The sequence below is a fragment of the Neotabrizicola sp. VNH66 genome (assembly GCF_049445895.1).
Taxonomy (GTDB): Bacteria; Pseudomonadota; Alphaproteobacteria; order Rhodobacterales; family Rhodobacteraceae; genus Pseudogemmobacter.
In genome coordinates, this window is the sequence record NZ_JBMSDW010000005.1 from 21,887 (window position 1) to 47,182 (window position 25,296).

At 66.9% G+C, this 25,296-nt stretch carries 24 protein-coding genes; 12 read left to right on the forward strand and 12 right to left on the reverse strand.

The annotated features are described in order from the left end of the window. Nucleotides 1–15: 15 nt before the first annotated feature. From lysA to argH, 4 genes are all read right to left on the reverse strand, one after another. Nucleotides 16–1,281 (reverse strand): diaminopimelate decarboxylase, encoded by a 1,266-nt coding sequence (lysA, locus tag ACO2Q5_RS08630; protein ID WP_423289955.1) that lies wholly within the window; start codon nt 1,279–1,281, stop codon nt 16–18. A 71-nt stretch (nt 1,282–1,352) separates the two neighbouring features. Continuing rightward, nucleotides 1,353–1,562: a hypothetical protein gene (locus tag ACO2Q5_RS08635; protein ID WP_423289957.1), complete on the reverse strand. Its 210-nt coding sequence runs from the start codon at nt 1,560–1,562 to the stop codon at nt 1,353–1,355. Then, nucleotides 1,559–1,693, reverse strand: a complete 135-nt coding sequence (locus ACO2Q5_RS08640) for a hypothetical protein (protein WP_423289959.1) — start codon at nt 1,691–1,693, stop codon at nt 1,559–1,561. Before ACO2Q5_RS08640 ends, ACO2Q5_RS08635 begins: the two co-directional genes overlap by 4 nt. Nucleotides 1,694–1,728: 35 nt before the next feature. After that, on the reverse strand, nt 1,729–3,132 hold the full coding sequence (gene argH, locus ACO2Q5_RS08645; protein ID WP_423289961.1) for an argininosuccinate lyase: 1,404 nt from the start codon (nt 3,130–3,132) through the stop codon (nt 1,729–1,731). 28 nt (nt 3,133–3,160) lie between these two features. Here argH and ACO2Q5_RS08650 point away from each other — a divergent pair, with 28 nt between their 5' ends. The 5 genes from ACO2Q5_RS08650 to ACO2Q5_RS08670 all read left to right on the forward strand — a co-directional run bounded on the left by ACO2Q5_RS08650 (nt 3,161) and on the right by ACO2Q5_RS08670 (nt 7,716). Continuing rightward, nucleotides 3,161–3,703: a TlpA family protein disulfide reductase gene (locus ACO2Q5_RS08650; RefSeq protein ID WP_423289963.1), complete on the forward strand. Its 543-nt coding sequence runs from the start codon at nt 3,161–3,163 to the stop codon at nt 3,701–3,703. Between the two features lie 111 nt (nt 3,704–3,814). Then, on the forward strand, nt 3,815–4,492 hold the full coding sequence (locus ACO2Q5_RS08655) for a hypothetical protein (RefSeq protein ID WP_423289965.1): 678 nt from the start codon (nt 3,815–3,817) through the stop codon (nt 4,490–4,492). Between the two features lie 25 nt (nt 4,493–4,517). After that, entirely contained in the window at nt 4,518–5,135 is a 618-nt protein-coding gene (locus ACO2Q5_RS08660) for a hypothetical protein (RefSeq protein WP_423289967.1), read from the forward strand. A gap of 63 nt (nt 5,136–5,198) precedes the next feature. Beyond that, a complete protein-coding gene (locus ACO2Q5_RS08665; protein ID WP_423289969.1) occupies nt 5,199–5,888 on the forward strand; it encodes a Crp/Fnr family transcriptional regulator in 690 nt (229 codons plus the stop codon). Next, nucleotides 5,881–7,716 (forward strand): adenylate/guanylate cyclase domain-containing protein, encoded by a 1,836-nt coding sequence (locus ACO2Q5_RS08670; protein WP_423289971.1) that lies wholly within the window; start codon nt 5,881–5,883, stop codon nt 7,714–7,716. Before ACO2Q5_RS08665 ends, ACO2Q5_RS08670 begins: the two co-directional genes overlap by 8 nt. Here ACO2Q5_RS08670 and ACO2Q5_RS08675 read toward each other — a convergent pair. Both ACO2Q5_RS08675 and ACO2Q5_RS08680 read right to left on the reverse strand, forming a co-directional pair. Further along, nucleotides 7,703–7,891, reverse strand: coding sequence for a heavy-metal-associated domain-containing protein (locus ACO2Q5_RS08675; RefSeq protein ID WP_423289973.1), 189 nt, complete (start codon nt 7,889–7,891; stop codon nt 7,703–7,705). The two genes, ACO2Q5_RS08670 and ACO2Q5_RS08675, sit on opposite strands and share 14 nt — an antisense overlap. A gap of 74 nt (nt 7,892–7,965) precedes the next feature. Beyond that, a complete protein-coding gene (locus tag ACO2Q5_RS08680) occupies nt 7,966–8,961 on the reverse strand; it encodes a LacI family DNA-binding transcriptional regulator (RefSeq protein ID WP_423289975.1) in 996 nt (331 codons plus the stop codon). A 140-nt stretch (nt 8,962–9,101) separates the two neighbouring features. On the opposite strand from ACO2Q5_RS08680, the gene ACO2Q5_RS08685 reads away from it, so the two are divergent. From ACO2Q5_RS08685 to cysN, 7 genes are all read left to right on the forward strand, one after another. After that, the gene (locus tag ACO2Q5_RS08685) at nt 9,102–10,160 is read left to right on the forward strand and encodes a sugar phosphate isomerase/epimerase family protein (RefSeq protein ID WP_423289977.1); all 1,059 of its coding nucleotides are present in this window, start codon (nt 9,102–9,104) and stop codon (nt 10,158–10,160) included. Continuing rightward, the gene (locus ACO2Q5_RS08690; protein WP_423289979.1) at nt 10,161–11,300 is read left to right on the forward strand and encodes a Gfo/Idh/MocA family protein; all 1,140 of its coding nucleotides are present in this window, start codon (nt 10,161–10,163) and stop codon (nt 11,298–11,300) included. Beyond that, nucleotides 11,297–12,814, forward strand: a complete 1,518-nt coding sequence (locus ACO2Q5_RS08695; protein ID WP_423289981.1) for a sugar ABC transporter ATP-binding protein — start codon at nt 11,297–11,299, stop codon at nt 12,812–12,814. Before ACO2Q5_RS08690 ends, ACO2Q5_RS08695 begins: the two co-directional genes overlap by 4 nt. After that, entirely contained in the window at nt 12,801–13,772 is a 972-nt protein-coding gene (locus ACO2Q5_RS08700) for an ABC transporter permease (protein WP_423289983.1), read from the forward strand. The genes ACO2Q5_RS08695 and ACO2Q5_RS08700 overlap by 14 nt, the downstream gene beginning before the upstream one ends. Before the next feature lie 36 nt (nt 13,773–13,808). Then, nucleotides 13,809–14,768: an ABC transporter substrate-binding protein gene (locus tag ACO2Q5_RS08705; protein ID WP_423289985.1), complete on the forward strand. Its 960-nt coding sequence runs from the start codon at nt 13,809–13,811 to the stop codon at nt 14,766–14,768. A 198-nt stretch (nt 14,769–14,966) separates the two neighbouring features. Next, nucleotides 14,967–15,875: a sulfate adenylyltransferase subunit CysD gene (gene cysD / locus ACO2Q5_RS08710; protein ID WP_423289987.1), complete on the forward strand. Its 909-nt coding sequence runs from the start codon at nt 14,967–14,969 to the stop codon at nt 15,873–15,875. After that, on the forward strand, nt 15,875–17,791 hold the full coding sequence (gene cysN, locus ACO2Q5_RS08715; RefSeq protein WP_423289989.1) for a sulfate adenylyltransferase subunit CysN: 1,917 nt from the start codon (nt 15,875–15,877) through the stop codon (nt 17,789–17,791). The genes cysD and cysN overlap by 1 nt, the downstream gene beginning before the upstream one ends. 45 nt (nt 17,792–17,836) lie before the next feature. Here cysN and ACO2Q5_RS08720 read toward each other — a convergent pair whose 3' ends face one another. From ACO2Q5_RS08720 to ACO2Q5_RS08745, 6 genes are all read right to left on the reverse strand, one after another. Then, nucleotides 17,837–18,805, reverse strand: a complete 969-nt coding sequence (locus ACO2Q5_RS08720) for a Bug family tripartite tricarboxylate transporter substrate binding protein (protein ID WP_423289991.1) — start codon at nt 18,803–18,805, stop codon at nt 17,837–17,839. A 60-nt stretch (nt 18,806–18,865) separates the two neighbouring features. Then, nucleotides 18,866–20,374, reverse strand: coding sequence for a tripartite tricarboxylate transporter permease (locus ACO2Q5_RS08725; RefSeq protein ID WP_423289993.1), 1,509 nt, complete (start codon nt 20,372–20,374; stop codon nt 18,866–18,868). 9 nt (nt 20,375–20,383) lie between these two features. Beyond that, nucleotides 20,384–20,848, reverse strand: a complete 465-nt coding sequence (locus tag ACO2Q5_RS08730; RefSeq protein WP_423289995.1) for a tripartite tricarboxylate transporter TctB family protein — start codon at nt 20,846–20,848, stop codon at nt 20,384–20,386. Nucleotides 20,849–20,910: 62 nt separating this feature from the next. Next, entirely contained in the window at nt 20,911–21,885 is a 975-nt protein-coding gene (locus ACO2Q5_RS08735) for a tripartite tricarboxylate transporter substrate-binding protein (protein ID WP_423289997.1), read from the reverse strand. A gap of 201 nt (nt 21,886–22,086) precedes the next feature. Then, nucleotides 22,087–23,439 carry a sigma-54-dependent transcriptional regulator gene (locus ACO2Q5_RS08740; protein ID WP_423289999.1) on the reverse strand — a complete coding sequence of 451 codons (1,353 nt, stop codon included), beginning with the start codon at nt 23,437–23,439 and terminating at the stop codon, nt 22,087–22,089. Next, nucleotides 23,436–25,268 (reverse strand): sensor histidine kinase, encoded by a 1,833-nt coding sequence (locus ACO2Q5_RS08745; RefSeq protein ID WP_423290001.1) that lies wholly within the window; start codon nt 25,266–25,268, stop codon nt 23,436–23,438. Before ACO2Q5_RS08745 ends, ACO2Q5_RS08740 begins: the two co-directional genes overlap by 4 nt. Between the last annotated feature and the right edge of the window lie 28 nt (nt 25,269–25,296).

Below are 25,296 nucleotides of genomic sequence, written 5' to 3' on the forward strand. Positions count from 1 at the left end.
CACGACGCAGCCGCGTCAGAGCCATTGCGGCAGCTTATCGCGCGCGATCATCTCTTCATAGGTCGGGCGTTCCCGAATGACAGCGAATTGATCCCCCCGCACCAGCACCTCGGGCACCAGCGGGCGGGAATTGTATTCGCTGGCCATCACCGCGCCATAGGCGCCCGCCGAGCGGAAGGCGACCAGATCACCAGAGGCCAGCAGCGGCATTTCGCGCTGTTTGGCAAAGGTATCGCCGGTCTCACACACCGGCCCGACCACATCGAAGGGCTGGGTCGGCGCGCCCGGGGCGGCCTCGGTGACCGGGATGATGTCATGATGCGCGTCATACATCGACGGGCGGACCAGATCGTTCATCGCGGCGTCCAGGATCAGGAAATCCCGCCCTTCGCCGTTCTTCACATAGATGACTTCGCTGACCAGCAGGCCGGAGTTGCCGGAGATCAGGCGGCCCGGCTCAATCTCGATCTCGCAGCCCAGATGGCCGAGGGTGCGCTTGATCATGGCGGCATATTCCACCGGCAGGGGCGGCGCCTCGTTGGACCGGGTGTAGGGAATGCCAAGTCCCCCGCCCAGATCCAGCCGGGTGATCTGATGGCCCGCGGCGCGCAGGGTTTCCGTCAGTTCGGCCACCTTGCGGAAAGCGGCCTCAAAGGGCGCAAGCTCGGTCAGCTGGCTGCCGATATGCACGTCGATGCCCACGACCTTCAGCCCGGGCAGGCTGGCCGCCTCGGCATAGGCGGCGATGGCCTTGGCGATGGGGATGCCGAATTTGTTCTCGGACTTGCCGGTGGCAATCTTGGCGTGGGTATGGGCGTCGACATCCGGGTTCACCCGGATCGCAATGGGCGCGACCGTGCCCAGAGACAGCGCAATCTCGGAAATCGCCCGCATTTCGGGTTCGGATTCCACGTTGAACTGGCGGATGCCGCCTTCCAGCGCGGTGCGGATCTCGGCGGGCGTCTTGCCCACGCCGGAGAATACGATCCGTTCTCCCGGCACGCCCGCGGCCCGGGCGCGCAGATATTCCCCCATCGAGACCACATCCATGCCCGCGCCCAGATCGCCCAGCGTCTTCAGCACGGCCACATTCGACAGCGATTTGATGGCGAAGCACACCAGATGGGGCAGCGGCGCCAGCGCCTCGGTGAACAGGCTGAAATGGCGGGTCAGTGTGGCGGTGGAATAGACATAAAATGGCGTTCCGACGCGGGCGGCAATGTCGGTCAGGGCCACGTCCTCGGCATGAAGGATGCCGGCCTTGTAAAGAAAATGGTCCATCTTCCGCGCCCTTGCCGACCGATATGCTGCGGCTGCTATAGCATGGCGCGCGCGTGGCGCAATCTTTGTGGTCAGAACCCCGCGCTCAGCCCGATGGGACCAAGCCGCGTGCCGATTGCGCCGCCGCTTCCGTTGGCGGAAATCGCCAGCCCGCCGACCGAGGTGGAGACCGAGGGGCTGACCTGCCCGGAGACGGTGTTCACATGCACGCCCATCTGCGGCTGTTGTGCCGCGCAGGCCGCCAGCAGGCCAAGAAGGGGCAGGGCGGCCAGCCGGATCACAGCTTGCCGACCACCCCGATGCGGGCCTCGCCGCTGATGGACACGCCGGGTTCTGCCGGGGGCTTCGGCGCGCCATCGACACCGCAGGCGGCCAGCAGGACGGGCAGGGACAGGGCGGCAAGGAAACGCATGAAAAGCCTCGTTTAAGGGTTCGTGTGACCCTGCCTCAGGCCAGCGCGGCCTTCCAGCGGGCAATCTGTTCGCGCACCCGGACCGGCGCCGTTCCGCCGTAGGAGGTGCGGGAGTTCACGGAATTCTCAACCCCAAGCACGCCGAACACCTCGTCCGTGATGCCCGCGTGAACGCTTTGCATCTGGGCCAGGGTCAGTTCCGGCAGGTCGATCGCGGCCTTTTCGGCCATGGCGACCAGCGCGCCGGTCACATGATGCGCCTCACGGAAGGGCAGGCCAAGGCGGCGGACCAGCCAGTCGGCCAGATCGGTCGCGGTGGAGAATCCGCTGGCGGCGGCGGCGGTCAGGCTGGCGCGGTTCGCCGTCATGTCGCTGACCATGCCGGTCATCGCGGCCAGCCCCAGCATCAGGTTGTCGGCGGCGTCGAAGACCTGTTCCTTGTCTTCCTGCATGTCCTTGGAATAGGTCAGGGCAAGGCCCTTCATGATGGTGAAGAGGGCCACTGTTGCGCCAAGGATGCGGCCCAGCTTGGCCCGCAGCAGTTCGGCCGCATCGGGGTTCTTCTTCTGCGGCATGATCGACGACCCGGTGGTCCAGCGGTCGCTGAGCCGGACGAAGCGGAACTGGGCCGAGGACCAGATCACCAGCTCTTCGGCAAAGCGCGACAGGTGCATCGCGCAGATCGAGGCGGCGGACAGGAATTCCAGCGCGAAATCCCGGTCGCTGACCGAATCAAGGCTGTTGGCCGTGGGCCGGTCAAAGCCAAGCGCCGTCGCCGTCATGTGCCGGTCGATAGGGAAAGAAGTGCCGGCCAGCGCGGCCGCGCCGAGGGGGCATTCGTTCATCCGCGCGCGGGCATCGATGAAGCGGGAACGGTCGCGGCCGAACATCTCGACATAAGCCATCATGTGGTGGCCCCAGGTCACCGGCTGCGCGGTCTGCAGATGGGTAAAGCCGGGCATGACCCAATCGGCCCCCTGTTCGGCCTGCGCCAGGAAGGCCTGCATCAGCGCGGTCAGCCCGGAAATCGCGGCATCGCATTGATCGCGCACCCAAAGGCGGAAGTCGACCGCGACCTGATCGTTGCGGCTCCGCCCTGTGTGCAGCCGCTTGCCCGGCTCTCCGATCAGGGTGGTCAGGCGGGATTCCACGTTCAGGTGGATGTCTTCCAGATCGGTGCGGAACTCGAACGTCCCGGCCTCGATCTCTGACAAGACCGTGAGCAGGCCTTCCCCGATGGCCTTTGCATCGCTATCCGTCAGGATGCCCGTTGCCGCCAGCATGGCGGCATGGGCGCGCGACCCGGCAATGTCCTGCGCGTAAAGCCGCTTGTCGAACCCGATCGAGGCGTTGATCGCCGTCATGATCGCGTCCGGCCCTTCGGCGAAACGCCCGCCCCACATCTGGTTGGCGGCTTTGGACGTGTCGGAAGCGGTCATGGTCGGGCCTATCGGGCGGGAGGTTGCGATGCGGAAAACTCTGGCGGTGCTTTATACGGCCTTGGCGCTTGGTGCAAACCCGGGGCTGGCACAGGAGGCCGCAACGCTCCGCGAAGGCGACATGCAGAAACTGGCCCTGCACGAGGCGCCGGTCGCGGTGCCCGAGGCCGCGCTGGTCACGCTGGACGACCAGCCTGCCAGCCTGTCCGACTATCACGGCAAATGGGTGGTGCTGAATTTCTGGGCCACATGGTGCGCGCCCTGCCGGCGGGAAATGCCCTCGCTGGACCGGCTTCAGGCGGCGATCCCCGATCTGGCTGTGGTGCCGGTGGCGACGGGGCGCAACGATCCGGCCGCCATCGGCCGGTTCTATGACGAGGCGGCGATTGCCAATCTGCCGGTGCTGCGCGACCCGAAATCGGGCCTGTCGCGGGCGATGGGAGTCATGGGCCTGCCGGTGACGGTGATCCTGAACCCCGATGGGCAGGAGGTGGCGCGGCTGATCGGCGATGCTGAATGGGACAGCGCCAGCGCGCAGGCGGTGCTGGCCGCGCTGATGGCGGGCGGCTGACCCTGTTCCCGGCGGAACTTGCCGCAAGGGCGCATGCGGCATAGGGTTTTGCGGCCCGAACCCTTGCCCCGGCCTGCCATGATCTCCCGCCGTATCCTGATTCTTGCCCCTTTGATCGCGACCCTTCCGGCGGCGGCACGGGCATCTTCGGCTTCGGCCGTGGTGGTGGCCGCCAGTGGCGAGGGGGCGATCCTTCATGCCGATGGCGCGGTTTCTCCGCTGAAACCCGGGGCGGCACTGGCGCCGGGATCGCGGCTGCACACCGGGCGCGGCAGTCTGGCGGAACTGGCGCTGGCCGATGGCACAAGGGTGAACGCCGGAGAGCGGACGGAGGTGGAGATTTCCGCGGCCGATTCCCTCTCCAGCCTGAACATCAGCGGGATCGCGGTGGTGGACCGGCGCAGCACTGCGGCGCCGATCCTTGTCAGCGCCACCGGCGACGGGCAGGAGTTTGAGGTGATGCTGGCCGCCTCACGGGTGTTTCTGGATAGTGTTGGACAGGGTGCCGTCTTCGTGAAGGAAGGCGGGGCCGAGGTGTCGCGGGGCGGCGTCCTGCTGGCCAGCCTTGCCGCGGGCGAAGGCCTGGATCTGAAGCCCGCCGTTCTGGTGGTGGAGCCGGGAAGCCCTGTGCCGCCACCGCCCGGTTCTGGCCCGCCGCCTGTCTCCGTGCCCGGTCCGGGTATGGGCGTGCAACCGCCGTTGGGCGGTGTGCCCGCGCCTCCGCCGGTGGCCGAATGGTCGCCGGGCCGGGTGCAGGATTCTTTTGCCCTTGTGGGCCTGACCGTTTGATCCCCCGTTTTGACAGGAGCATTCCATGCCGCATCTGACCCGCCGTTCCACGCTTCTCGGCGCCGCGCTGGTGCCGCTTTTGCCGCATCTGGCCCGGGCCGAGGCGCCGATCGGTCTGGCGCAGGAGGTGAGCGGTGCCGCCAGCCTGACGCATATGGGCCAGACCTTGCCCATGGCGCCCGGTGACAAGCTGTCGGACGGGGATACGGTTGCCACAGGAGAGGCGGCGCTGGCGCTGCTGATTCTGCAAGAGGACACCAAGCTGAACCTTGGTCCCGCGACCGAGGTGGTGCTGACCTCATGGCTGGCCGATGTGGGCGGAGAGATCACGCTCTCCGGGGCCTCGGGCGGGGCGCTGGTCTTTGACCGCGATGATAGCCTGCCGCCGGTCGATTTGGTGTTCGAGACCGGATTTGGTGAAATCGGCGTCCGTGGCACCCGCTTCTTCGCCGGACCCAGCCGGGGGGTATGGGCCGTCTTCTGCCAGCGCGGGCAGGTTGCCGTCACCGGCGCGGGCGTCACGCGGGTTCTGAACCCGGGTGACGGGGTGGAACTCGCCGCAGGCGCCGCCCCGGGCGAGGTGGTGGTCTGGGGCGCGGCGCGGGTGGAAGAGGCCTTCGCCTCGCTCGGTCTGACCCCCTGATCCGCCGCAGGGCTTGCCGCCCGCCGCCCCATGGCGCAGCATGGCTGCGGCACAGGGGGGCGCATGGCTGGCCGGGGCTTCTGGAAATCCTTCCGCATGTTTGCAGGCCTTCCGCCCGAGGCGCTGGAGGCTTTGGCGCTGGCCGCGCAGCCGCGCCGCTGGCAGCCGGGCGAGATGCTGTTCCAGCGGGGTGACAGTGGCGACTGGCTGGTCGCGCTGGCTGACGGGCGGGTGCGGATCGCGCTGCTGACGGCCGCCGGGCGCGAGTTGGCGCTGCGGCAGGCCGAAGGCGGCGAGATGCTGGGCGAACTGGCGCTGTTTGACGGCCAGCCGCGGTCTGCCGATGCGACCGCGATCACGGCGGTCGAGGGGTTCGTCCTGACCCGCCGTGCCTTTCGGGAGATCGCCGCCCGTCACCCCGCGCTGAACGAAAGCGCGCTGGCCCATCTGGCCGCCATGCTGCGCGAGACGACGGCGCAGCTGGAGGGGATCGCGCTTTACCAGCTTCGGGCCCGGGTGGCGCGGTTCTTCCTGTTCGCGCTGGCGCAGCTGCATGGCGAGGACATCCCGGAAGACGCCAGCCTTGCCCCGGGGATGAGCCAGGGCGAGCTGGCCGCCCTTCTGGGGGCCAGCCGTCCGAAGGTGAACCGCGTGCTGCAGGATTTCCGCGATGAGGGCGTGCTGACCGAGGCAGGCGGCGTCTTCACCTGCAACCTCTCTACCCTGCGGGCCGAGGCTGCCGCGGATGGCTGATCTTCTGCGCCGGTCGGCGGCGGGGATCGTGGCACTGGCCCTGTGCCTGGCCGGAGCGGCGCTTTTGGCGCGGGCGCCTAGCTGGCTGACCGGCTGGCAGGAGCGGGTGTTCGACAGGATGATACTGGCCGCGCCTGCGCCTCCGGTTCCGGTGCGGGTCATCGACATCGGCGCCGCGGATGAGGACGGGCGCCCGTGGGACCGCGCGGCCTCGGCCCGGCTGGCGCAGGCTTTGGCCGCGGCCGGGCCGGCCGTGGTGGCCTGGGACATCGTCTTTGCCGGGAATTGCGGGGAAGACCCTGCGAATGCGGCGCTGGCCGCAGGGTTGATGGCCGCGCCCAATGTGCTGGGCCTTCTGCTGTCGGGCCAACCGGGACCCGCGCCCGCCGCGCCGCCGCTTGCCGTGGCGGAATCGGCGCGGCCGTTCCTGTGGTCCGCCCCGGGGGCCGAGGCGCCCTGTGCAGGCTTTGCCGCGGCGGCCACGCTGGCCTCGGCCGCACTGCCGGCGGATGATGCCGCCCGGGTGCGCGTGGTGCCCGCTGCGGTCTCGGCCGCGGGAACGGTCTTTCCCGTCCTTCCGGTCGAGGCTTTGCGCCGGGCGGGGCATCTGGCGCTGCCCGTGATATCGGGCGGTGCGGAGGGGCTGGTGCTGCGGTCCGATAGGCTGGTCCTGCCGCTGGAGACAGGGGCCACGTTGCGCTTTCGCCCGCGCGATGCGGCCGCCCGTCTGGCCCGCACCCTTCCGGCCGAGGCGGTGGTGGCGGGCCGGCTGCGCGAGGGCGAGCTGAAGGGGGCGGTGGTTTTCGTCGGATCATCGCTGCCGCAGCGGGGCGGGCTGCGGCCCACGGCGGCGGACCCGCTGTATCCCTCGGTCCAGATCGCGGCCGATCTGGCCGAAGGGCTCTTGGCGGGGGCCTTGCCGCACCGTCCTGCTATGGCCCCATGGGCCGAAGCGGCGGCTTTGGTCCTCTTCGGTGCAGGGCTTGCTGTTGCCGTGCTGCGGCTGGCGCCGGTTGCGGCCGTGGCGCTGGCCTTCGGGATGGGTGCAGTCTGGGCGGGCGGGGCCTTCGCGCTGCATCTGGCCACCGGCCTGCTGGCCGATCCCGCCGGGCCGCCCGCGGTGCTGGCCGGGTCCGCGCTCGCCGCCGTGGTCCTGCGCGCCGCCCGCAGCGCCCGGGCCGAGCGCGCGCTGCGCGCAAGGATGGGACAGGTCCTGCCCGGGGCGGTGGTCACCCGTCTGGCCGAAAACCCGCATCTTCTGCGGTTGTCGGGTGAAAGGCGGGTGGTGACAGCACTGTTCACCGACCTTGAGGGCTTTTCCGCCCTGACCGCCACGATGGAGCCGGAGGCGCTGGTCGCCTGTCTGGACCGGTATTTCAGCGTGGTTACGGCGGCGGTTCTGCGCCACGGCGGCATGGTGGACAAGATCGTTGGCGATGCGGTCCATGCGCTGTTCAACGCGCCGCTGGATCAGCCCGGCCATGTAGATGCCGCGCTGAGTGCCGCGGCCGAGATCGTGGCGGCCACTGCGACGCTGCAAACCGAACTGGGCCTGGGCCGCACCCGGGTGGGGGTGGAGACGGGGCCAGCCATTTTGGGCGATGTCGGCTCTGGCGCGCGGATCGACTATACCGCCCATGGCCCCGCGGTGAACCTTGCCGCACGGTTGCAGGAAGCGGCCAAGGTTCTTGGCCCGCCGGTCATCATCGGCCCCGGGGCGGCGGCGGCGGCCATGCAGCCGCTGACAGCCCTTGGCCTGCATGAGGTGCGCAGCTTCGGGCGGGTTGCCGTCTATACCCTGCCTGATGAGGCGCTCAGACCGCGGTGAACCCGGCTTCGGCCAGCGCGCCGATGACGGCGGCGCGGGGGGCTGCCGTCTCAACCTCGACCTTGCGGTTATCGAGATCGGTTTTCACCTCTGCCGCGGGGTCCAGCCCCTGAATGGCACGGGTCACGCCGCGGACACAGCCGCTGCAGGTCATGTTCTCGACACGGAATTCCATGGTTCTGTCCTTGCTGGGCCGCACAGGGATAGCGCCTTGCCTCATGGGAAGGTCAAGCGGGAAATCAGCGGCGGTCACAGCCGGGCAGTGCTGTCGCGGATGATCAGCCGCACGTCCAGAATGGTGTCTTCGGTGGTGTCCTCGGTGCCGTCGATCCGGCGCAACAGGCGCTGCGCGGCGGCGCGGCCGATGTCGGACCGGGGCTGGCGGATCGTGGTCAGCGGCGGAGAAATATGGGCGATCAACTCGATATCGTCGAAGCCGACGACCGAAAGGTCGCGCGGGACGGACAGGCCGTGGCGCTGCACCTCTCCGATGAAACCACAGGCCATTTCGTCCGAGGCGAGGAAGATCGCCGTCGGCCTCGTGCCGCGCGGCTGCGCGAGCCAGAGCGCGGCTGCGCGGCGCCCGGAGTCGAGGCCGAAATCGCCGGGATACAGCGCATGCTCCTCCAGAACCAGCCCGCGGTCTCGCAAGGCCTCGCGCGTGCCGGACAGACGGGCCTCGGCCAGAACATTGCCTTCGGGGCCTGCGACATGGCCGATGCGGCGGTGGCCCAGATCGGCCAGATGGTCGATGGCCAGCCGGGCCGCGGCGCGATTGTCGATCTTCACCCGCGGGGCGGCCAGACCGGGCACCCATTCGCAGGCCTCGACCACGGGAACCCGGGTCAGCGCCTCGGCCGGAAGGGCGCCGTCCAGCACGATCAGCCCGTCCGCGCGCGACGGTTCGGCATAGGCCAGCAGCGTCTCCGGGTCGGCGGTGCGGGTATCGGCCACCAGCAGATTGTATCCCGCCGGGCCAAGCACCGCCGCAATGCCCGACAGGATCTGCGAAAAGAACGGGTTGGCCAGATTGGGAACCAGAGCCACGATGCCCCCGGTGCGGCGGTGGCGCAGGTTGCGCGCGGCATGGTTCAGCCGGTAGCCGGTGGCACGGATCGCCTCGGCCACGGCGGCGCGGGTCTCTTCGCTGACAAGGGCCGGGTTGGACAGGGTGCGGCTGACCGTTGCGGTGGAGACCCCCGCCAGACGGGCAACATCACTGATCCTTGGCCGTTCGTGCTTCATGCGCCTTCCATACGGCGGGGCGGGACGCCGCTCAATCAACAACCAGCATGGCGTTGCAAGAATCATCTTGCAACCGATTACATGCCGCGTCTATCGTTCTTGTAACCGATTACATTTCGTTGATGCTGGGGGAGGAGCGGATGCGGACGGTCAAAGGCCCCGGCCTGTTCCTTGCCCAGTTCATCGGCGATGCCGCACCTTTCGACAGTCTGGACGGCATTGCCGGATGGGCGGCGGAGTGTGGCTATGCGGGGGTGCAGATGCCCACGCTGGATGCGCGGTTTCTGGACCTGTCGCTGGCGGCGACCTCACCCGCCTATTGCGATGAGGTGAAGGGCAGGCTGGCGGATCACGGCCTGCTGCTGACCGAACTTTCGACCCATCTTCAGGGCCAGCTGGTGGCGGTCCATCCGGCCTATGACGCGCTGTTCGACGGCTTTGCGCCCGAGGCCCTGCGCGGGCGCCCGGCGGCACGGGCCGACTGGGCCGCGGATCAGGTGAAACTGGCGCTTACCGCCAGCCGCAATCTGGGCCTGACCGCGATGGCCAGCTTTTCCGGCGCTTTGGCATGGCCCTATCTTTACCCCTGGCCGCAGCGCCCGCCGGGGCTGGTGGAAGAGGCGTTCGACGAGTTGGCCCGCCGCTGGTTGCCCCTCCTGGACCATGCCGAGGAGTGCGGCGTGGACATCTGCTATGAGATCCACCCCGGCGAGGATCTGCACGACGGCATCAGCTATGAGATGTTCCTTGCGCGCACCGGAAACCATGCGCGCGCGAACCTGTTGTTCGACCCGTCGCATTACGTGCTGCAGCAGCTGGATTACCTCGACCACATCGACATCTACCACGACCGCATCCGCATGTTTCATGTGAAGGATGCCGAGTTCAACCCGACCGGGCGGCAGGGCGTCTATGGCGGGTTCCAGTCGTGGGTGGACCGGGCGGGACGCTTCCGCAGTCCGGGCGACGGGCAGGTGGATTTCGGGGCGATCTTTTCGAAGCTGGCGCAATACGATTTCCCCGGCTGGGCCGTGGTGGAATGGGAATGCTGCCTGAAACACCCCGAGGACGGCGCGCGCGAAGGCGCGGCCTTCGTGCGGGATCACATCATCCGCGTGACGGAGCGCGCCTTTGATGATTTCGCCGGGGCCGCCACCGACCGGGCGGCGAACCGGCGGATGCTGGGACTGGAGGGCTGAATGGAACCGATCCGGCTGGGCATGGTGGGCGGCGGGCAAGGCGCGTTCATCGGGCAGACGCACCGCTTTGCCGCACGGCTGGACGGGCAGTTCCGGCTGGTGGCCGGCGCGCTGTCCTCCGATCCCGAACGCGCGCGGGCCTCGGGCGCCGATCTGGGGCTGGACCCGGCCCGCAGCTATGACGATTTCCGCACCATGGCGCAGCGCGAGGTGCGGCGGAAGGACGGGGTCGAGGCGGTGGCCATCGTCACGCCCAACCACATGCACGCCGCCCCGGCCATCGAGTTTCTGAAACGCGGCATCCATGTGATCTGCGACAAGCCGCTGACCGCCACGCTGGACGAGGCGAAGAAGCTGCAAAAGGCGGCCGAAGCATCGCAGGCGCTGTTCATACTGACGCATAATTACACCGGCTATCCGCTGATCCGGCAGGCCCGGGCGATGATCGCAGCCGGAGAGCTGGGTCCGCTGCGGCTGGTGCAGGTGGAATATGCGCAAGACTGGCTGAGCGAGCCGGTCGAGGCCAAGGGCTCGAAACAGGCGGAATGGCGCACCGATCCGGCGCGGGCCGGTCTGGGTGGCGCGCTTGGCGATATCGGGACGCATGCGTGGAACCTTGCCGCCTTTGTCGTGGGGGAAGAGCCGGAGACGCTGGCCGCCGATCTGCACAGTTTCGTGCCGGGCCGGATGCTGGACGACAACGCCCATGTGATGCTGCGCTATGGCAGCGGGGCGAAGGGCACGCTTTGGGCGTCACAGGTGGCACCGGGGAATGAGAACGGGCTGCGGCTGCGGATTTACGGCGAAAAGGCCGGGATCGAATGGTCGCAGGAAGACCCCAACCGGCTGTGGTTCACCCGGCTGGGCCAGCCGAAGCAGATGCTGACCCGCAACGGCGCAGGCGCCTGGCCCGAGGCGCAGCGCGTCAGCCGTGTGCCGGGTGGCCATCCGGAAGGCTATCTGGAGGCTTTCGCGAATATCTATGCCGAAGCCGCCCGCGCCATCCGCGCCCGGCAGGCGGGCCAGCCCGCGCCCGACGGCGTGCTCTATCCCACGCTGACCGACGGGCTTTCGGGGATGCGCTTTGTCGCGGCCTGCGTGCAATCGGGCAAGCGCAACGGCGCATGGGTCCGCATATGACGCCCGCGCTGGCCCTTCAGGATGTGCGGCGGTCCTTTGGCCCGATCGAGGTGCTGCACGGCATCGACTTTGCGCTGTATCCCGGAGAGGTGCATGCGCTGATCGGCGAGAACGGCGCCGGGAAATCCACCATCATGAAGATCCTCGGCGGTTATCTGGACCCGACCTCGGGGCAGGTGCTGCTGGATGGGGCGCCGGCGCCCTTCCGCTCGGGTCCCCAGGCCGAGGGGATGGGCGTCGTCGTCATCCATCAGGAATTCAACCTCGCGCAAGACCTGACCGTGGCCGAAAATATCTGGCTGGGGCGCGAGATGGGGGGATGGTTTCTGAACCACCGCGCCATGCGCGAGGGGGCACAGGCGCTGCTGGATCAGCTGGAATGCCGGGTCAGCCCGGATGCCCGTATCCGCGACCTGCCGGTCAGCGACCGCCAGATGGTGGAAATCGCCAAGGCTTTGTCGCGCAAGGCGCGGGTCCTGATCATGGACGAACCCTCAGCCGTGCTGACCGGGCGCGAGGTCGAGATCCTGTATCGCACGATCGACCGGCTGCGGGCGGCCGGGGTGGCGCTTCTCTACACCTCGCACCGGCTGGAGGAAGTCACCCATCTGGCCGACCGTATCACCGTTCTGCGCGACGGGGCCGTGGTGCGGCAGGCCCTGCGGGGCGAGCTGACCGAGGACGGAATGGCCACCGCCATGGTGGGGCGTGACCTGAAGGACATCTTTCCGCCGCGCCGCGCCAGCTTTGGCGAAACGGTGCTGGAGGTCGAAGGCTTCGATGTGCCGCCCTTGGTCCGAGACGTGTCGTTCCGGCTGCGGCGGGGCGAGGTGCTGGGGATTTCCGGGCTTGTGGGCTCGGGCCGCACCGAACTGGCCGAGGGGTTGGTGGGCCTGCGCCCGCACAGCGGCCGTGTTTTGCGCAACGGCACCGAGATTACGCTGCGCAATGTGGCGCAGGCCGCCGAACAGGGCATCGCCTATCTGACCGAGGACCGCAAGGAACGCGGGCTTCTGCTGGGCAAGACCCTGCGCGAGAACCTGACCCTTTCGACCCTGCCGCGCTTTGGCACACCGCTGATCCGCCGCGTGGCGGAAGAGGCGGCGCTGACGCAGGCCATTGGCGATTTCGACATTCGTGCCCCGCGGCGGGACATGGCCGTGGGCAACCTGTCCGGTGGCAACCAGCAGAAGCTGCTGCTGGCAAAGATCATGCTGCCCGAGCCGGAGGTGATCATCATCGACGAACCCACCCGCGGCATCGACATCGGCACCAAAAGCCAGATCTACCATTTCATCGACCGTCTCGCCCGCGAGGGGCGGAGCGTGATCGTCATTTCATCCGACATGCCCGAAATCCTTGGCCTGTCCGACCGGGTGCTGGTGATGCGGCAGGGCCGTGTCGCGGGTGAGCTGGAAGGCAGTGCCATCTCCGAGACCGCCGTGGTGCGGCTGGTGATGGGGACCATGGAAACCGGCCCTGCCGAAAGGACCGCCACTGATGCGCAAGCCTGATCTTTCCACCCTTGGCCCTGTGGTGGCGCTCGTCCTGCTGATCCTGCTGGGCGCCTTCCTCAATTCCAACTTTCTGTCGGCGGGCAATATCACCAATGTGCTGGCCCGGTCGGCCTTCATCGGGATGATCGCCGTGGGCATGACCTTCGTCATCACCTCGGGCGGGCTGGACCTGTCGGTGGGCTCGATGGCGGCCTTTATCGCGGGGATGATGATCCTTGCGATGAACTATCTGATCCCGATCATGGGCATTGGTTACGGCCTTGTCCTGGCGGGCATGGCGGTGGCGCTTGGCGTGGGGCTTCTGGCGGGTCTGGGGAACGGGCTCTTGGTCACAAGGGCGGGGATCGAGCCCTTCATCGTTACCCTTGGGACCATGGGCATCTTCCGCAGCCTTGTGACATGGATCGCCGATGGCGGCACGCTCAGCCTCGATTTCGAGGCGCGGCAGTTCTATCGCCCGGTCTATTACGAAGGCCCCTTCGGCATCGCATGGCCGATCATCGTCTTTGCCGTGGTGGCCATTCTGGGTGAAATCGCCATGCGCCACACCCGGTTCGGCCGCTATTGCGAGGCCATCGGGTCGAACGACAAGGTCGCCCGCTATTCCGCGGTCAAGGTGGAGCGGGTGCTCCTCATGACCTATGTCCTCCTCGGCATCCTCGTCGGGCTGGCCACCATCCTTTACGTCCCGCGGCTCGGTTCGGCCTCGGGTTCCACCGGGTTGTTGTGGGAGCTGGAGGCGATTGCCGCGGTCATCATCGGCGGGACCGCGCTGAAGGGCGGCTATGGCCGGGTCTGGGGCACCGTGGTGGGCGTCCTGATCCTGTCGCTGATCGACAACATCCTGAATCTGGCCGATCTGGTCTCGCCCTATCTGAACGGCGCGATCCAGGGGGTCATCATCGTGCTGGCCGTTGTGCTGCAACGGCGGAAATCCACTGCCGAAGGGCGGTGATCACGCCGCGGACGCGCGGCAACATGGGAGGAAGACATGGAACGTCGTCAATTCTTCAAGGCATCCGCCGTTCTGGCCGTGGGGGCGGCCACGGCAACCAAGGTGGCCGCGCAGGACCAGACCTATACCATCGGGGTTTCGATCCCTTCGGCCACGCATGGCTTTATGGGCGGGCTGAACTGGCACGCGCAGGAAACCATCAAGCGGCTGGAGGCCACCTATCCGCAGCTGAAATTCGTCCTCGCCACCGCGGGCGAGCCGGGCAAGCAGGTCGATGACCTTGAGGATATGCTGGCCACCCGCAACATCGACGGGCTGGTGATCCTGCCCTTTGAGAGCGAGCCGCTGACCGGGCCGGTGAAGGCGGTGAAGGATGCGGGCAAATGGGTGACCGTGGCCGACCGCGGTCTGGCCATCGAAGGCATCGAAGATCTGTATGTGGCGGGCGACAACACCGCTTTCGGCCGGGTTGCGGGCGATTACTTCAAGGCCAACCTGTCCTCGGGCGCAAAGATCGTGATCCTGCGCGGCATCCCCACCACCCTGGACAACGAGCGGGTGGATGCTTTCGAAAAAGCCATCGAAGGCTCGGGCATCGAGATTCTGGACAAGCAGCACGGCAACTGGAACCGCGACGACGCCTTCACCGTGATGCAGGACTATCTGTCGAAATATCCGCAGATCGACGCCGTCTGGGCGGCCGATGACGACATGGCTATCGGCGCGATGGAAGCCATTGCTCAGGCGGGGCGCACCGAGGAGATGTGGATCATCGGCGGCGCCGGGATGAAGGAAATCGTCAAGCGGATCATGGACAAGGATCCGCAGCTGCCGGTCGATGTCACCTATCCGCCGGCGCTGATTTCCGCCGCGATCGAGATGACGGCGCTGCGCTTCGTGTCGTCCACGCCGGTCTATGGCCGGTTCATCATCGGCTCGACCCTGATCACGCCGGAGAACGCCGAACGCTTCTACTTCCCCGACAGCCCGTTCTGATCTTTCCGCCGTTCTGCGCGGGGGCCTGTGGCCGGGCGGCTTTCGTCCGGCCACAGTCTTTTGCGGAACGCCATTCGCGGCCCGGCGCCCGCTGCGGATTTTTGGGCCGAAACACCGGAATTCCTGCGGTTTGCCTTAACTTTGCCGGGGCTCTGTGGCATGAGGCAGGAAAATATTCCGTGTTGCGATGGCAGGGCGATGATCTCTCAGAAAACGCTGACCCACCTCCAGAGGCTGGAGGCTGAAAGCATCCACATCATGCGCGAGGTGGTGGCCGCGGCCGACAACCCCGTCATGCTGTATTCGGTGGGCAAGGATTCCGCCTGCATGCTGCATCTGGCGAAGAAGGCCTTCTATCCGGCCCCGCCGCCCTTTCCGCTGTTGCATGTCGATACGACATGGAAGTTCCGCGCCATGTATGACCTGCGCGACAAGGCGGCGCGGGATGCGGGGATGGAGCTTCTGGTCCATCACAACCCCGAGGCGATGGAGCAGGGGATCAACCCCTTCGACCACGGCAGCCTGCACACCGACATGTGGAAGACCGAAGGTCTAAAACAGGCGCTGACCAAATACAATTTCGACGTGGCCTTCGGTGGCGCCCGCCGCGATGAGGAGAAGTCGCGCGCGAAGGAACGGGTGTTCTCGTTCCGCTCGGCCAACCACCGCTGGGACCCGAAGAACCAGCGGCCGGAATTGTGGAAGCTGTATAACACCCGCAAATCCAAGGGTGAAAGCATCCGTGTCTTCCCGCTGTCCAACTGGACGGAACTGGACATCTGGCAATACATCCATCTGGAAGGGATCGAGATCGTGCCGCTGTATTTCAGCGCGCCCCGCCCCACGGTGGAACGGAACGGCCTGATCCTGATGGTGGATGACGACCGCTTCCCGCTGGCCCCCGGCGAAACCCCGGTCACCCGGTCGATCCGGTTCCGCACGCTGGGCTGCTACCCGCTGACCGGCGCCGTCGAATCCGAGGCCAAGACCCTGCCCGAGGTCATTCAGGAAATGCTGCTGACCACCACCTCGGAACGGCAGGGCCGGGCCATCGACCATGACCAGTCCGCCAGCATGGAGAAGAAGAAGCAGGAGGGCTATTTCTGATGACCACCACGGAAAAAGACCCGATCTATGTGACCGAGGCGCTGATCGCCGAGGATATCGACGCCTATCTGGACAAGCACCAGCACAAGACCATGCTGCGTTTCATCACCTGCGGGTCGGTGGATGATGGCAAGTCCACGCTGATCGGGCGGTTGCTTTACGACACTAAGATGATCTTCGAAGATCAGCTGGCCAGCCTTGAGAAAGATTCGAAAGCGGTCGGCACCCAGGGCGGCGAGATCGACTTTGCCCTGCTGGTGGACGGTCTGGCGGCCGAGCGGGAACAGGGCATCACCATCGACGTGGCCTATCGCTTCTTCGCCACCGAAAAGCGCAAGTTCATTGTGGCCGATACCCCCGGGCATGAGCAATACACCCGCAACATGGTGACCGGCGCTTCGACGGCGGACCTTGCGGTGATCCTGATCGACGCGCGGCAGGGTGTGCTGACCCAGACCCGGCGGCACAGCTATCTGGTGCAGACGCTGGGCATCCGCAACATCGTGCTGGCGATCAACAAGATGGATCTGGTGGGCTATTCCGCCGAACGGTTCAATGAAATCGTCAAGGACTACAGCCATTTCGCCCGCCAGATCGGGATGGAGACCTTCCTGCCGATCCCGATTTCCGGGCTGAAGGGCGACAATATCGCCGCCCGCAGCGCCGATATGCCGTGGTATGAAGGACCGACGCTCCTCCAGCATCTGGAAGAGGCGCCGGTGAACAGCGCCCGGATGCAGGAAGGCCCGTTCCGGATGCCGGTGCAATGGGTGAACCGCCCCAACCTCGACTTCCGCGGCTTTGCCGGGCAGATCGGGGCAGGTCAGGTCCGGCCGGGCGATGCGATCCGGGTGCTGCCCTCGGGCAAGACGACCACGGTGAAATCCATCGTCACCTTCGACGGCGATCTGGATCTGGCGGTGGCGGGGCAATCCGTCACCCTGACCTTCGCCGATGAGGTGGACTGCTCGCGCGGGGATGTGATCACCGCCGCCGCCGATCCCTGCGAAGTGGCCGACCAGTTCGAGGCGACGCTCGTGTGGATGGCCGAGGCGGAAATGCTGCCCGGGCGGCCCTATCTTCTGAAGATCGGCACCCAGACCGTCACGGCCACCGTGACCGAGCCGAAGTATGAGGTGAATGTCAACACGCTGGAGCATCTGGCGGCCAAGACCTTGGGCCTGAATGCCATCGGCGTGGTCAATATCTCGACCGACCGCGCCATCCCGTTCGAGGCCTATGCCACGAACCCGGATCTGGGCGGCTTCATCCTGATCGACCGGATGACCAATGCCACCGTGGCCGCCGGGATGATCCACTTTGCCCTGCGCCGCAGCCAGAACATCCACTGGCAGGCGGTGGACATCGACCGCAACGCCCATGCCGCGCTGAAAAACCAGAAGCCCACGGTGGTCTGGTTCACCGGCCTGTCCGGTTCGGGCAAATCGACGATCGCCAATATCGTCGAGAAGAAGCTGCATGCCATGGGCAAGCACACCTTCCTGCTGGACGGGGACAACGTGCGCCACGGGCTGAACCGCGACCTTGGCTTTACCGATGCCGACCGGGTGGAAAACATCCGCCGCGTGGGCGAGGTGGCCAAGCTGATGACCGATGCCGGGCTGATCGTGCTGACGGCCTTCATCTCGCCCTTCCGGTCGGAACGCCGGATGGTGCGCGACCTGATGGCAGAGGGTGAATTCTTCGAGGTCTTCGTGAACACGCCGCTGTCGGTGGCGGAAGAGCGGGACGTGAAGGGTCTTTACAAGAAGGCCCGCTCCGGCGCGCTGAAGAACTTCACCGGGATCGACAGCCCCTATGAGGCGCCGGAAGAGCCGGAGATGGTGGTGAACACCGTCGATCTGACCGCGGAAGAGGCGGCAGACCGCATCGTGGCCGCGCTTCTGGCGCGCTGAGAGACAACGACCCCGGGCCGGTCTGGCCGGCCCGGGGTATTACATTCAGTCCATGCTGACGTTGGCGTCCGCCACCACAGGCGCCCATTTCTCCATCTCGGCAGCCACATGCGTGGCCAGTTCCTCCGGTGTGGAGGCGACAATGGTGGCCGAGAATGTGGCCATCTGTTCCACCACTTTCGGATCGGCCATGGCGGCCTTGGCGGCGGCGTTCAGCTTGGCAATCGCCTCGGGCGGGGTGCCCGCAGGCGCGAAAAGCGCATTCCAGGTATAGGTCTCATACCCCGGCAGGGTTTCCGCGATGGTGGGGATGTCGGGGAAGGAGGCCGCGCGTTCCGCCGTGGTCACGCCAAGCGCCCGCAATTTGCCGCTGGCGATATGGCTGGAGGCGGAGGGCAGGTTGTCAAAGATGATCGGCACCTGATTGCCCAGCACATCGGTCAGCGCGGGGCCCGACCCCTTGTAGGGAATATGCACGATGTCCACGCCCGCCATCGACTTGAACAGCTCTCCGGACAGGTGCAGCGGCGTGCCATTGCCGGAGGAGGCGTAGGTCAGCGGTTCGGTCTTGGCGAGGTCGATCAGCTCCTGCACGGTGGTGACCGGCAGTTCCGGGTTCACGGCCAGCACGTTGGGCACCAGCACCAGAAGCGAGACCGGGGCGAAATCCGCCACCGGATCATAGGGTTTTTCTTTCAGGATCAGCGGGTTCAGCGCATGGGTCGCCACCGTGCCCATCAGGATCGTGTAGCCATCCGCCTCGGCCTCGGCCACCTGCTGGGCGCCAAGGCTGCCGCCCGCGCCGCCCACGTTCTGGACGATCACCTGCTGGCCCAGCTCCGCGCTCATCCGCTCGGCCACGATGCGGCCCACCACATCGGTGGACCCGCCCGCGGCGAAGGGGATGATCAGTTCAACGGGGCGTTCGGGATATTCGGCAAGGGCAGGGGCGGCCGTGGCACAGGCAACGGCAGCCGTCAGCGCCAGAACGGCGCGGCGGGTCATCGGTTTCATCGTCTTTCCTCCCTGTGGTGAAACGGAACCGGGCGCCCGCATCGGGGCGCCCGGCAAGGATCAGGCATCGCTGTCGGTGAAGACCTCATCCCGGCTTTTGCGGACCTGCGGCAGCAGAACCACGACCAGCACCGCCACGGCCAGCACGAGCAGGGTCAGGCTGATCGGGCGCGACACGAAGGTGGTGGCATCCCCCCGCGACATGATCATGGCGCGGCGCAGGTTTTCCTCCAGCAGCGGGCCAAGGACGAAGCCCAGCAGAAGGGGCGCCGGTTCGCAGCGCAGCTTGACCATCGCATAGCCCAGAAGGCCGAAGAAGGCGACGGCATAGAGGTCCCAGGGCGACGACCGCACCGAATAGACCCCGATGGCGCACATGGCCATGATGATCGGGAACAGCACGAAATAGGGCACTTTCAGCAGCTTCACCCAGAGCCCGATCAGCGGCAGGTTCAGGACGACCAGCATCAGGTTGCCGATCCACATGCTGGCAATGATGCCCCAGAACAGCTCGGGCTTTTCGGCGGCGACATTGGGTCCGGGCACGATGCCCTGGATGATCATCGCCCCGATCATCAGCGCCATCACCGGATTGGCCGGGATCCCCAGCGTCAAGAGCGGGATAAAGCTGGTCTGCGCGCCCGCATTATTGGCGCTTTCCGGCCCGGCCACGCCCGCAATGGCGCCCTGCCCGAATTCCTTCGGGTTCTTCGACAGCCGTTTTTCCACCGTGTAAGAGGCGAAGGCCGCAAGGATTGCCCCGCCCCCCGGCAGGATGCCGAGGATTGAGCCAAGCCCGGTGCCGCGCAGGACGGGCGGGAACATGGCCTTGAACTCTTCCTTGGTGGGCCAGAGCCGCCCGACATTGCTGGTCAGCACCTGACGGTCGTGCTCGTCCTCCAGATTGCGCAGGATTTCGGCGATGCCGAAGACACCCACGGCCAGCGCGACGAAATTCAGCCCGTCGGAAAACGCGGTGATGCCAAGGGTGAACCGCGGCGTGCCTTCGAAGATGTCATTGCCGACAAGCCCCAGAAGCAGGCCCAGCACCACCATCGCCAGCGCCTTGATGATCGACCCGTGGGCCAGCGCGATGGACATGACAAGGCCAAGGACCATCAGGCTGAAATACTCGGCCGGGCCGAATTTCAGCGCGACCTCGGTCAGCGGCGGGGCAAACAGTGCCACCAGCAGCGTGGCCACGGTGCCCGCGAAGAACGAGCCGAGCGCCGCTGTGGCCAGCGCAACACCCGCCTTGCCCTTGCGTGCCATCTGATAGCCGTCGATCGCGGTGACCGCCGAGGAGCTTTCGCCCGGCATGTTGATCAGGATGGCAGTCGTCGACCCGCCGTATTGCGCGCCGTAATAGATGCCCGCCAGCATGATCAGCGACGACACCGGCTCCAGCTGAAAGGTGATGGGCAGCAGCATGGCGATGGTTGCCGTGGCGCCGATCCCGGGCAAGACGCCGATCAGCGTGCCCAGCATCACGCCGATCAGGCAGAAGAACATATTCTCCAGCGAGGAGGCGACCGAGAAGCCGAGCGCGAGGTTTGAAAACAGATCCATCATGCGTCCTTAGAACGGAAGCCAGGGGCCAAAGCGGCGGAAGGGCAGGCCAAGCGCATAGCTGAAGACCAGGGTCGAGAAGATGGTCACAACCACCGCCAGCAAAAGCGCGGGCAGCGGTTTCATCCGGGCCGAGGCCATGGCTGCGATCAGCGAGGTGATGAAGAGCGAGGGCACGAAGCCAAGGCCGCGCACCGTCAGGCCAAAGAAGATGGGGGCAGGCAGGATGAACAGCATGCCGCGCCAGGCGATGGCGCCCAAGGGCTCTCCGGCGGGGCCTTTCAGGGCCTTCAGCAGGATGATCAGGCCCAGAAGGAACAGCAGGCCCGACAGGATCATCGGGAAATAGCCCGGCCCCATGCGGAAGGCCGTGCCGATGTTCAGCCCGGCGGTCTGCCAGCCGAAGAAGGCGGCGGCGGCCATCAGAAGCGCGCCGGTGGTGATGTCGGTCGTGTCGCGGGAAGGGGATGCCATGGGTCACTCCGCAGGCGAAAACCCCCGGCCATCGGGCCGGGGGCAGGGATCGGGAACGGCGGTCAGTCGGCGTAGACGCCTGCGGCTTCGATCACCGGCTTCCAGCGGGCGACTTCGGATTCCAGCTTGGCCTTCAGCGCGGCGGGGGTGGCCTCTTCGGCCGAGGAGGGCGCGGTGCCCAGATCGGCCATGGCCTTGATCACGCCCTCATCGGCCAGCGCCACCTGCAGCGCGGCGGACAGCCGGTCGGTGGCCTCGGCCGGGGTGCCCTTCGGCGCGTAGATGCCGTGCCAGATGCCGAATTCCATGGTGGGCAGGCCCGATTCCGTGGCGGTGGGCAGATCGGGGAACAGGGCCAGACGTTCCGCCGTGGTGGTGGCATAGGCCTTGATCGTGCCGCCCTGAATCTGGCTGGTGGTATTGGTGGTCTGGTCGCACATGAAATCGACCTGCCCGCCCAGCAGATCGGTCATCGCCGGACCGGTGCCCTTGTAGGGCACGGTGACGAACTGGGTGTCGATGGCCGACTGGAACAGCATGCCGCACAGGTGGCTGGCCGCGCCGATCCCGGCATTGGCCATGGTCACAGTGTCGTTGTTTGCCTTCACATATTCGATGAAGGCCGGGAAATCGGCGGGTTCGAAATCCGGACGGGCGACCATGACCATCGGGACTTCGGTCACAAGGCCCACATATTCAAAGGCGGTCAGCGGGTCATAGGCCAGGCTGCGATAGAGCGTGGCCGAGGTGGCCATGCCGATGTGATGCAGAAGGATGGTGTAGCCATCCGCCTCGGCCGCGGCGACTTGCCCCGCGCCCAGCGTGCCGCCTGCGCCGCCCACGTTTTCCACGATGATCTGCTGGCCCAGATCGGCCGACATCTTTTCGGCCACCAGACGGGCCACGGTGTCGGTCGGTCCCCCGGCGGAGAAGGGAACGACCATGGTGATCTGCCGCTCGGGGTAGCCTTGGGCAAAGGCGGCGGACGACAGGACGGTGGCGGCGGCCAGCGCCCCCAGAAGCTTGGTCAGGGTCATGGTTTCCTCCCAGAAACGCGATGTGATGGCGCCGCGGCCCCCTCCGGCTGCGGGCGACGCGATCAGAAGACGGCCAGCCGCCGCGCACGCCAATGTGAACTTGCGCAGGGCGCGCGGTTTTCATCCGCAGCATCGGGGGTTTTGGGTGGAAGCGGGAACATGCGGCCCGTGGCATGGGTGGAAATCCACCCAAGGGCTCGGTCAGCCCGCCTCGCCCTCGGGTGCGTCGGTGATCAGCCGGCGGTCCAGCCCGTGTTTCTGCATCTTCTCGTACAGAGTCTTGCGGCTGATCCCCAGCGTCTCATAGACCGGCTTCAGCCGCCCGCCATGGGCGGCGATGGCCCCCGCAATCAGGCTGCGTTCGTAATCGGCCACCCGTTCGGCCAGCCGCGCCCCGGGGGCGGGGCCGGTCAGGTCGGCGCCGTCGATCCGCAGGACGAAGCGTTCGGCCATGTTCCGCAGTTCCCGCACATTGCCGGGCCAGTCGCGCGCAGCAAGCGCCGACAGATGCGCGGGCGGCACCTCGATTTCGGCGACGCCATGCCGCGCTGCGGATTCGCGCATCAGCTGCTGGAACAACAGCGGAATATCCTCGCGCCGGACCGACAGCGGCGGCACCTGCAACAAAGCCACGTTCAGCCGCCAGAACAGATCTTCACGGAACCGGCCCGCGGCCACCGCCTCGGCCAGATCGGTCTTCGAGGTGGCGATGAACCGCACATCCAGCGCCACCGTTTCATTCGATCCAAGCCGGGTGATCACCCGTTCCTGCAAGACGCGGATCAGTTTCGCCTGCATGTCCAGCGGCATCTGCCCGATCTCGTCCAGAAGGACGGTGCCGCCGCGGGCATGTTCGAACTTGCCATAGCGCGGGCGCAGCGCGCCGGGAAAGGCGCCCGCCTCATGGCCGAAGAGCTCGCTTTCGATCAGGGCTTCGGGCAGGGCCGCGCAGTTGATGGCCACGAAAGGCTTGCCCGCCCGGGGCGAGATGTCGTGCAATACGCGCGCCACCACCTCTTTGCCCGCACCGGTCGGCCCCTGGATCAGCGTATCCGCGTCCGAGGCGCCGATGGCGCGCAGCCGGTAGCGCAGGTCCACCATCACCTGTGTGCGCCCGGGCAGACGCGCCTCCACATCGTCGCGCTTGCCTGCCACGGCGCGCAGCCGGCGGTTTTCGATCACCAGTGCGCGGTGATCCATCGCCCGGCGCAGGACCGATGCCAGCTCCTGCACGACAAAGGGTTTTTCGATGAAGTCATAGGCGCCGCGCCGCATCGCCTCTACCGCAAGGGGGACTTCGGCATGGCCGGTGACAAGGACCACGGGGATTTCCGGGTCCACCTCCTGCAACCGGCCGAGGAGGGTCATCCCGTCCATGCCGGGCATGCGGATATCGCTGACCACCGCGCCGTTGAAGCCCGGGCCTGCCAGCGCAAGCCCCTCTTCGGCCGAGGCCAAGGGCTCTACCGTGAACCCGGCAAGATCCAGTGCCTGCGCGGTTGAGCGGCGCATTTCATCATCATCGTCGATCAGCAGGATGCGTGGCGCCGTCATGCAGCGGCCTCGACCGCGCCGTAAAGCGGGATGGTCACGGTGAACAGGGCGCCCGGTGCGGCATCGGTGACTGCGATGTCACCCCCGAAGTCGCGGATGATGTTGTAGCAGATCGACAGACCGAGTCCGAGGCCCGCGCCTACGCCCTTGGTGGTGAAGAACGGGTCGAAGATCCGCTCGGCAATCGCCGGGGGGACGCCGGGGCCGCGGTCGCGCACGGTCAGGACCGCGCGGCCATCCACCGCGCGGGCGGTCAGGGTGATGCGGCGGTCCGCCTCCCCCTCGACCGCATCGGCGGCATTGGTGATCAGATTGACCAGCACCTGCTGCAGCCGCGTCACGCCCGCGCGCAGGGCGGGCAGGTCCGGCGGCACGTCCAGTTCCAGCACCGCCTTGCCCGAGGCCAGCCGCCCGGCCACGATCACCTGCGTTTCGGCCAGAAGGGATTGCAGCAGTACCGGTTCCAGCCGGTCCTTCGGTTTGCGCGCGGCATTGCGCAGATGGCGCCCGATGGCGGCCATCCGGTCGATCAGCGACAGGATATGGCCGATGTTTTCCTGCGCGCGGGGCAGATCGCCGCGCCCGATCAGAATGGCAGCGCTGTCGGCATAGTTGCGGGCGGCGGCCAGCGGCTGGTTGATCTCATGGCTCAGCGCGGCGGACATCTGGCCAAGGGCGGCCAGCTTGCCCACCTGCACCAGATTGGCCTGCGCGGCGCGCAGTTCCGCCTCGGTCGCGCGGCGTTCGGTGATCTCCTGTTCCAGATGGACATTCACCCGTTCCAGATCGGCGGTGCGCTCCTCCACCCGGCGTTCCAGATCGGCCTTGGCGCGGGTCTGCATTTCCATCCGCTCGGCAATCCGGGCGCGGCGCTGCCAGAAGACGACCGCGCCGAAAGCCGCCAGACACAGGAGGAGAAGCGCCGTGACGGTGGCCACCCGCGCCTCGGTCCGAGCGCCCGCCGCGTCCAGCAGGACATGCACGGTCCAGCCCGCCTCTGGCATGTCCTGATGCACGGCGATGGTCTCTATCGGGGTCATGCCGGGGTCGGGGGTGATGAAGGCGGTGGCGGTGCCCTCGGTCACCGTCTGGCGCAGATCCAGCCCGTCCAGCGGCCGGTCCGAGTAGCGGCGGGACAATTCGGTGCGGGCGATGCGTTCGGCGGTCAGCGGCCAGAGGCTGCCGTAGACCAGCCGCGGGTCCGACGACAGGAAGACGATCCCCTCGGGGTCCGAGACGAAGGTGCGGTATTCATTGCCGCGCCAGCTGGCCTCGATCCGGTCCACGCCGATCTTGACGGCGATCACCCCGGCAATCTGCCCGGCCTGATCGCGCACCGGGGCCGAGAAGAAATAGCCCCGCACGCCCGAAGTGGTGCCCACGCCGTAGAACCGGCCCAGACCTCCGGCGGCGGCCTCCTGGAAATACGGGCGGTAGTTGAAGTTCTGCCCGATGAAACTGTCCGGCCTGCGGTGGTTCGACGCGGCAATCGTATCGCCGTCCGGCGTCATGATGTAGATGTCGGAGGCCCCCAAAGTATCGGCCCGGTCCTCCAGCAGCAGGTCGATGGCCACGCGGCGGACGGGATCTTCCGGAAAGCTCATCAACTGGCGGATGGCGTCCAGATCGGCCAGAAGCTGCGGCACCACCTCATAGCGGGCAAGGTCGCCCTCCAGCGCGTTGACGGTCAGGCGCAGGGCCGATTCCGCCCGGGCCGAACCGGCGGCCAGATAGTGACGCAGCGCAATCCGGTTGGTCTGCCAGACCGCCAGCAACAGCAGGCAGGTCCCGGCCGCCGCAGTCAGAAGGACAAGCTGTCGCCGTGTCATAGCCCCCTCCGCATGGCGCCCCGTGCCT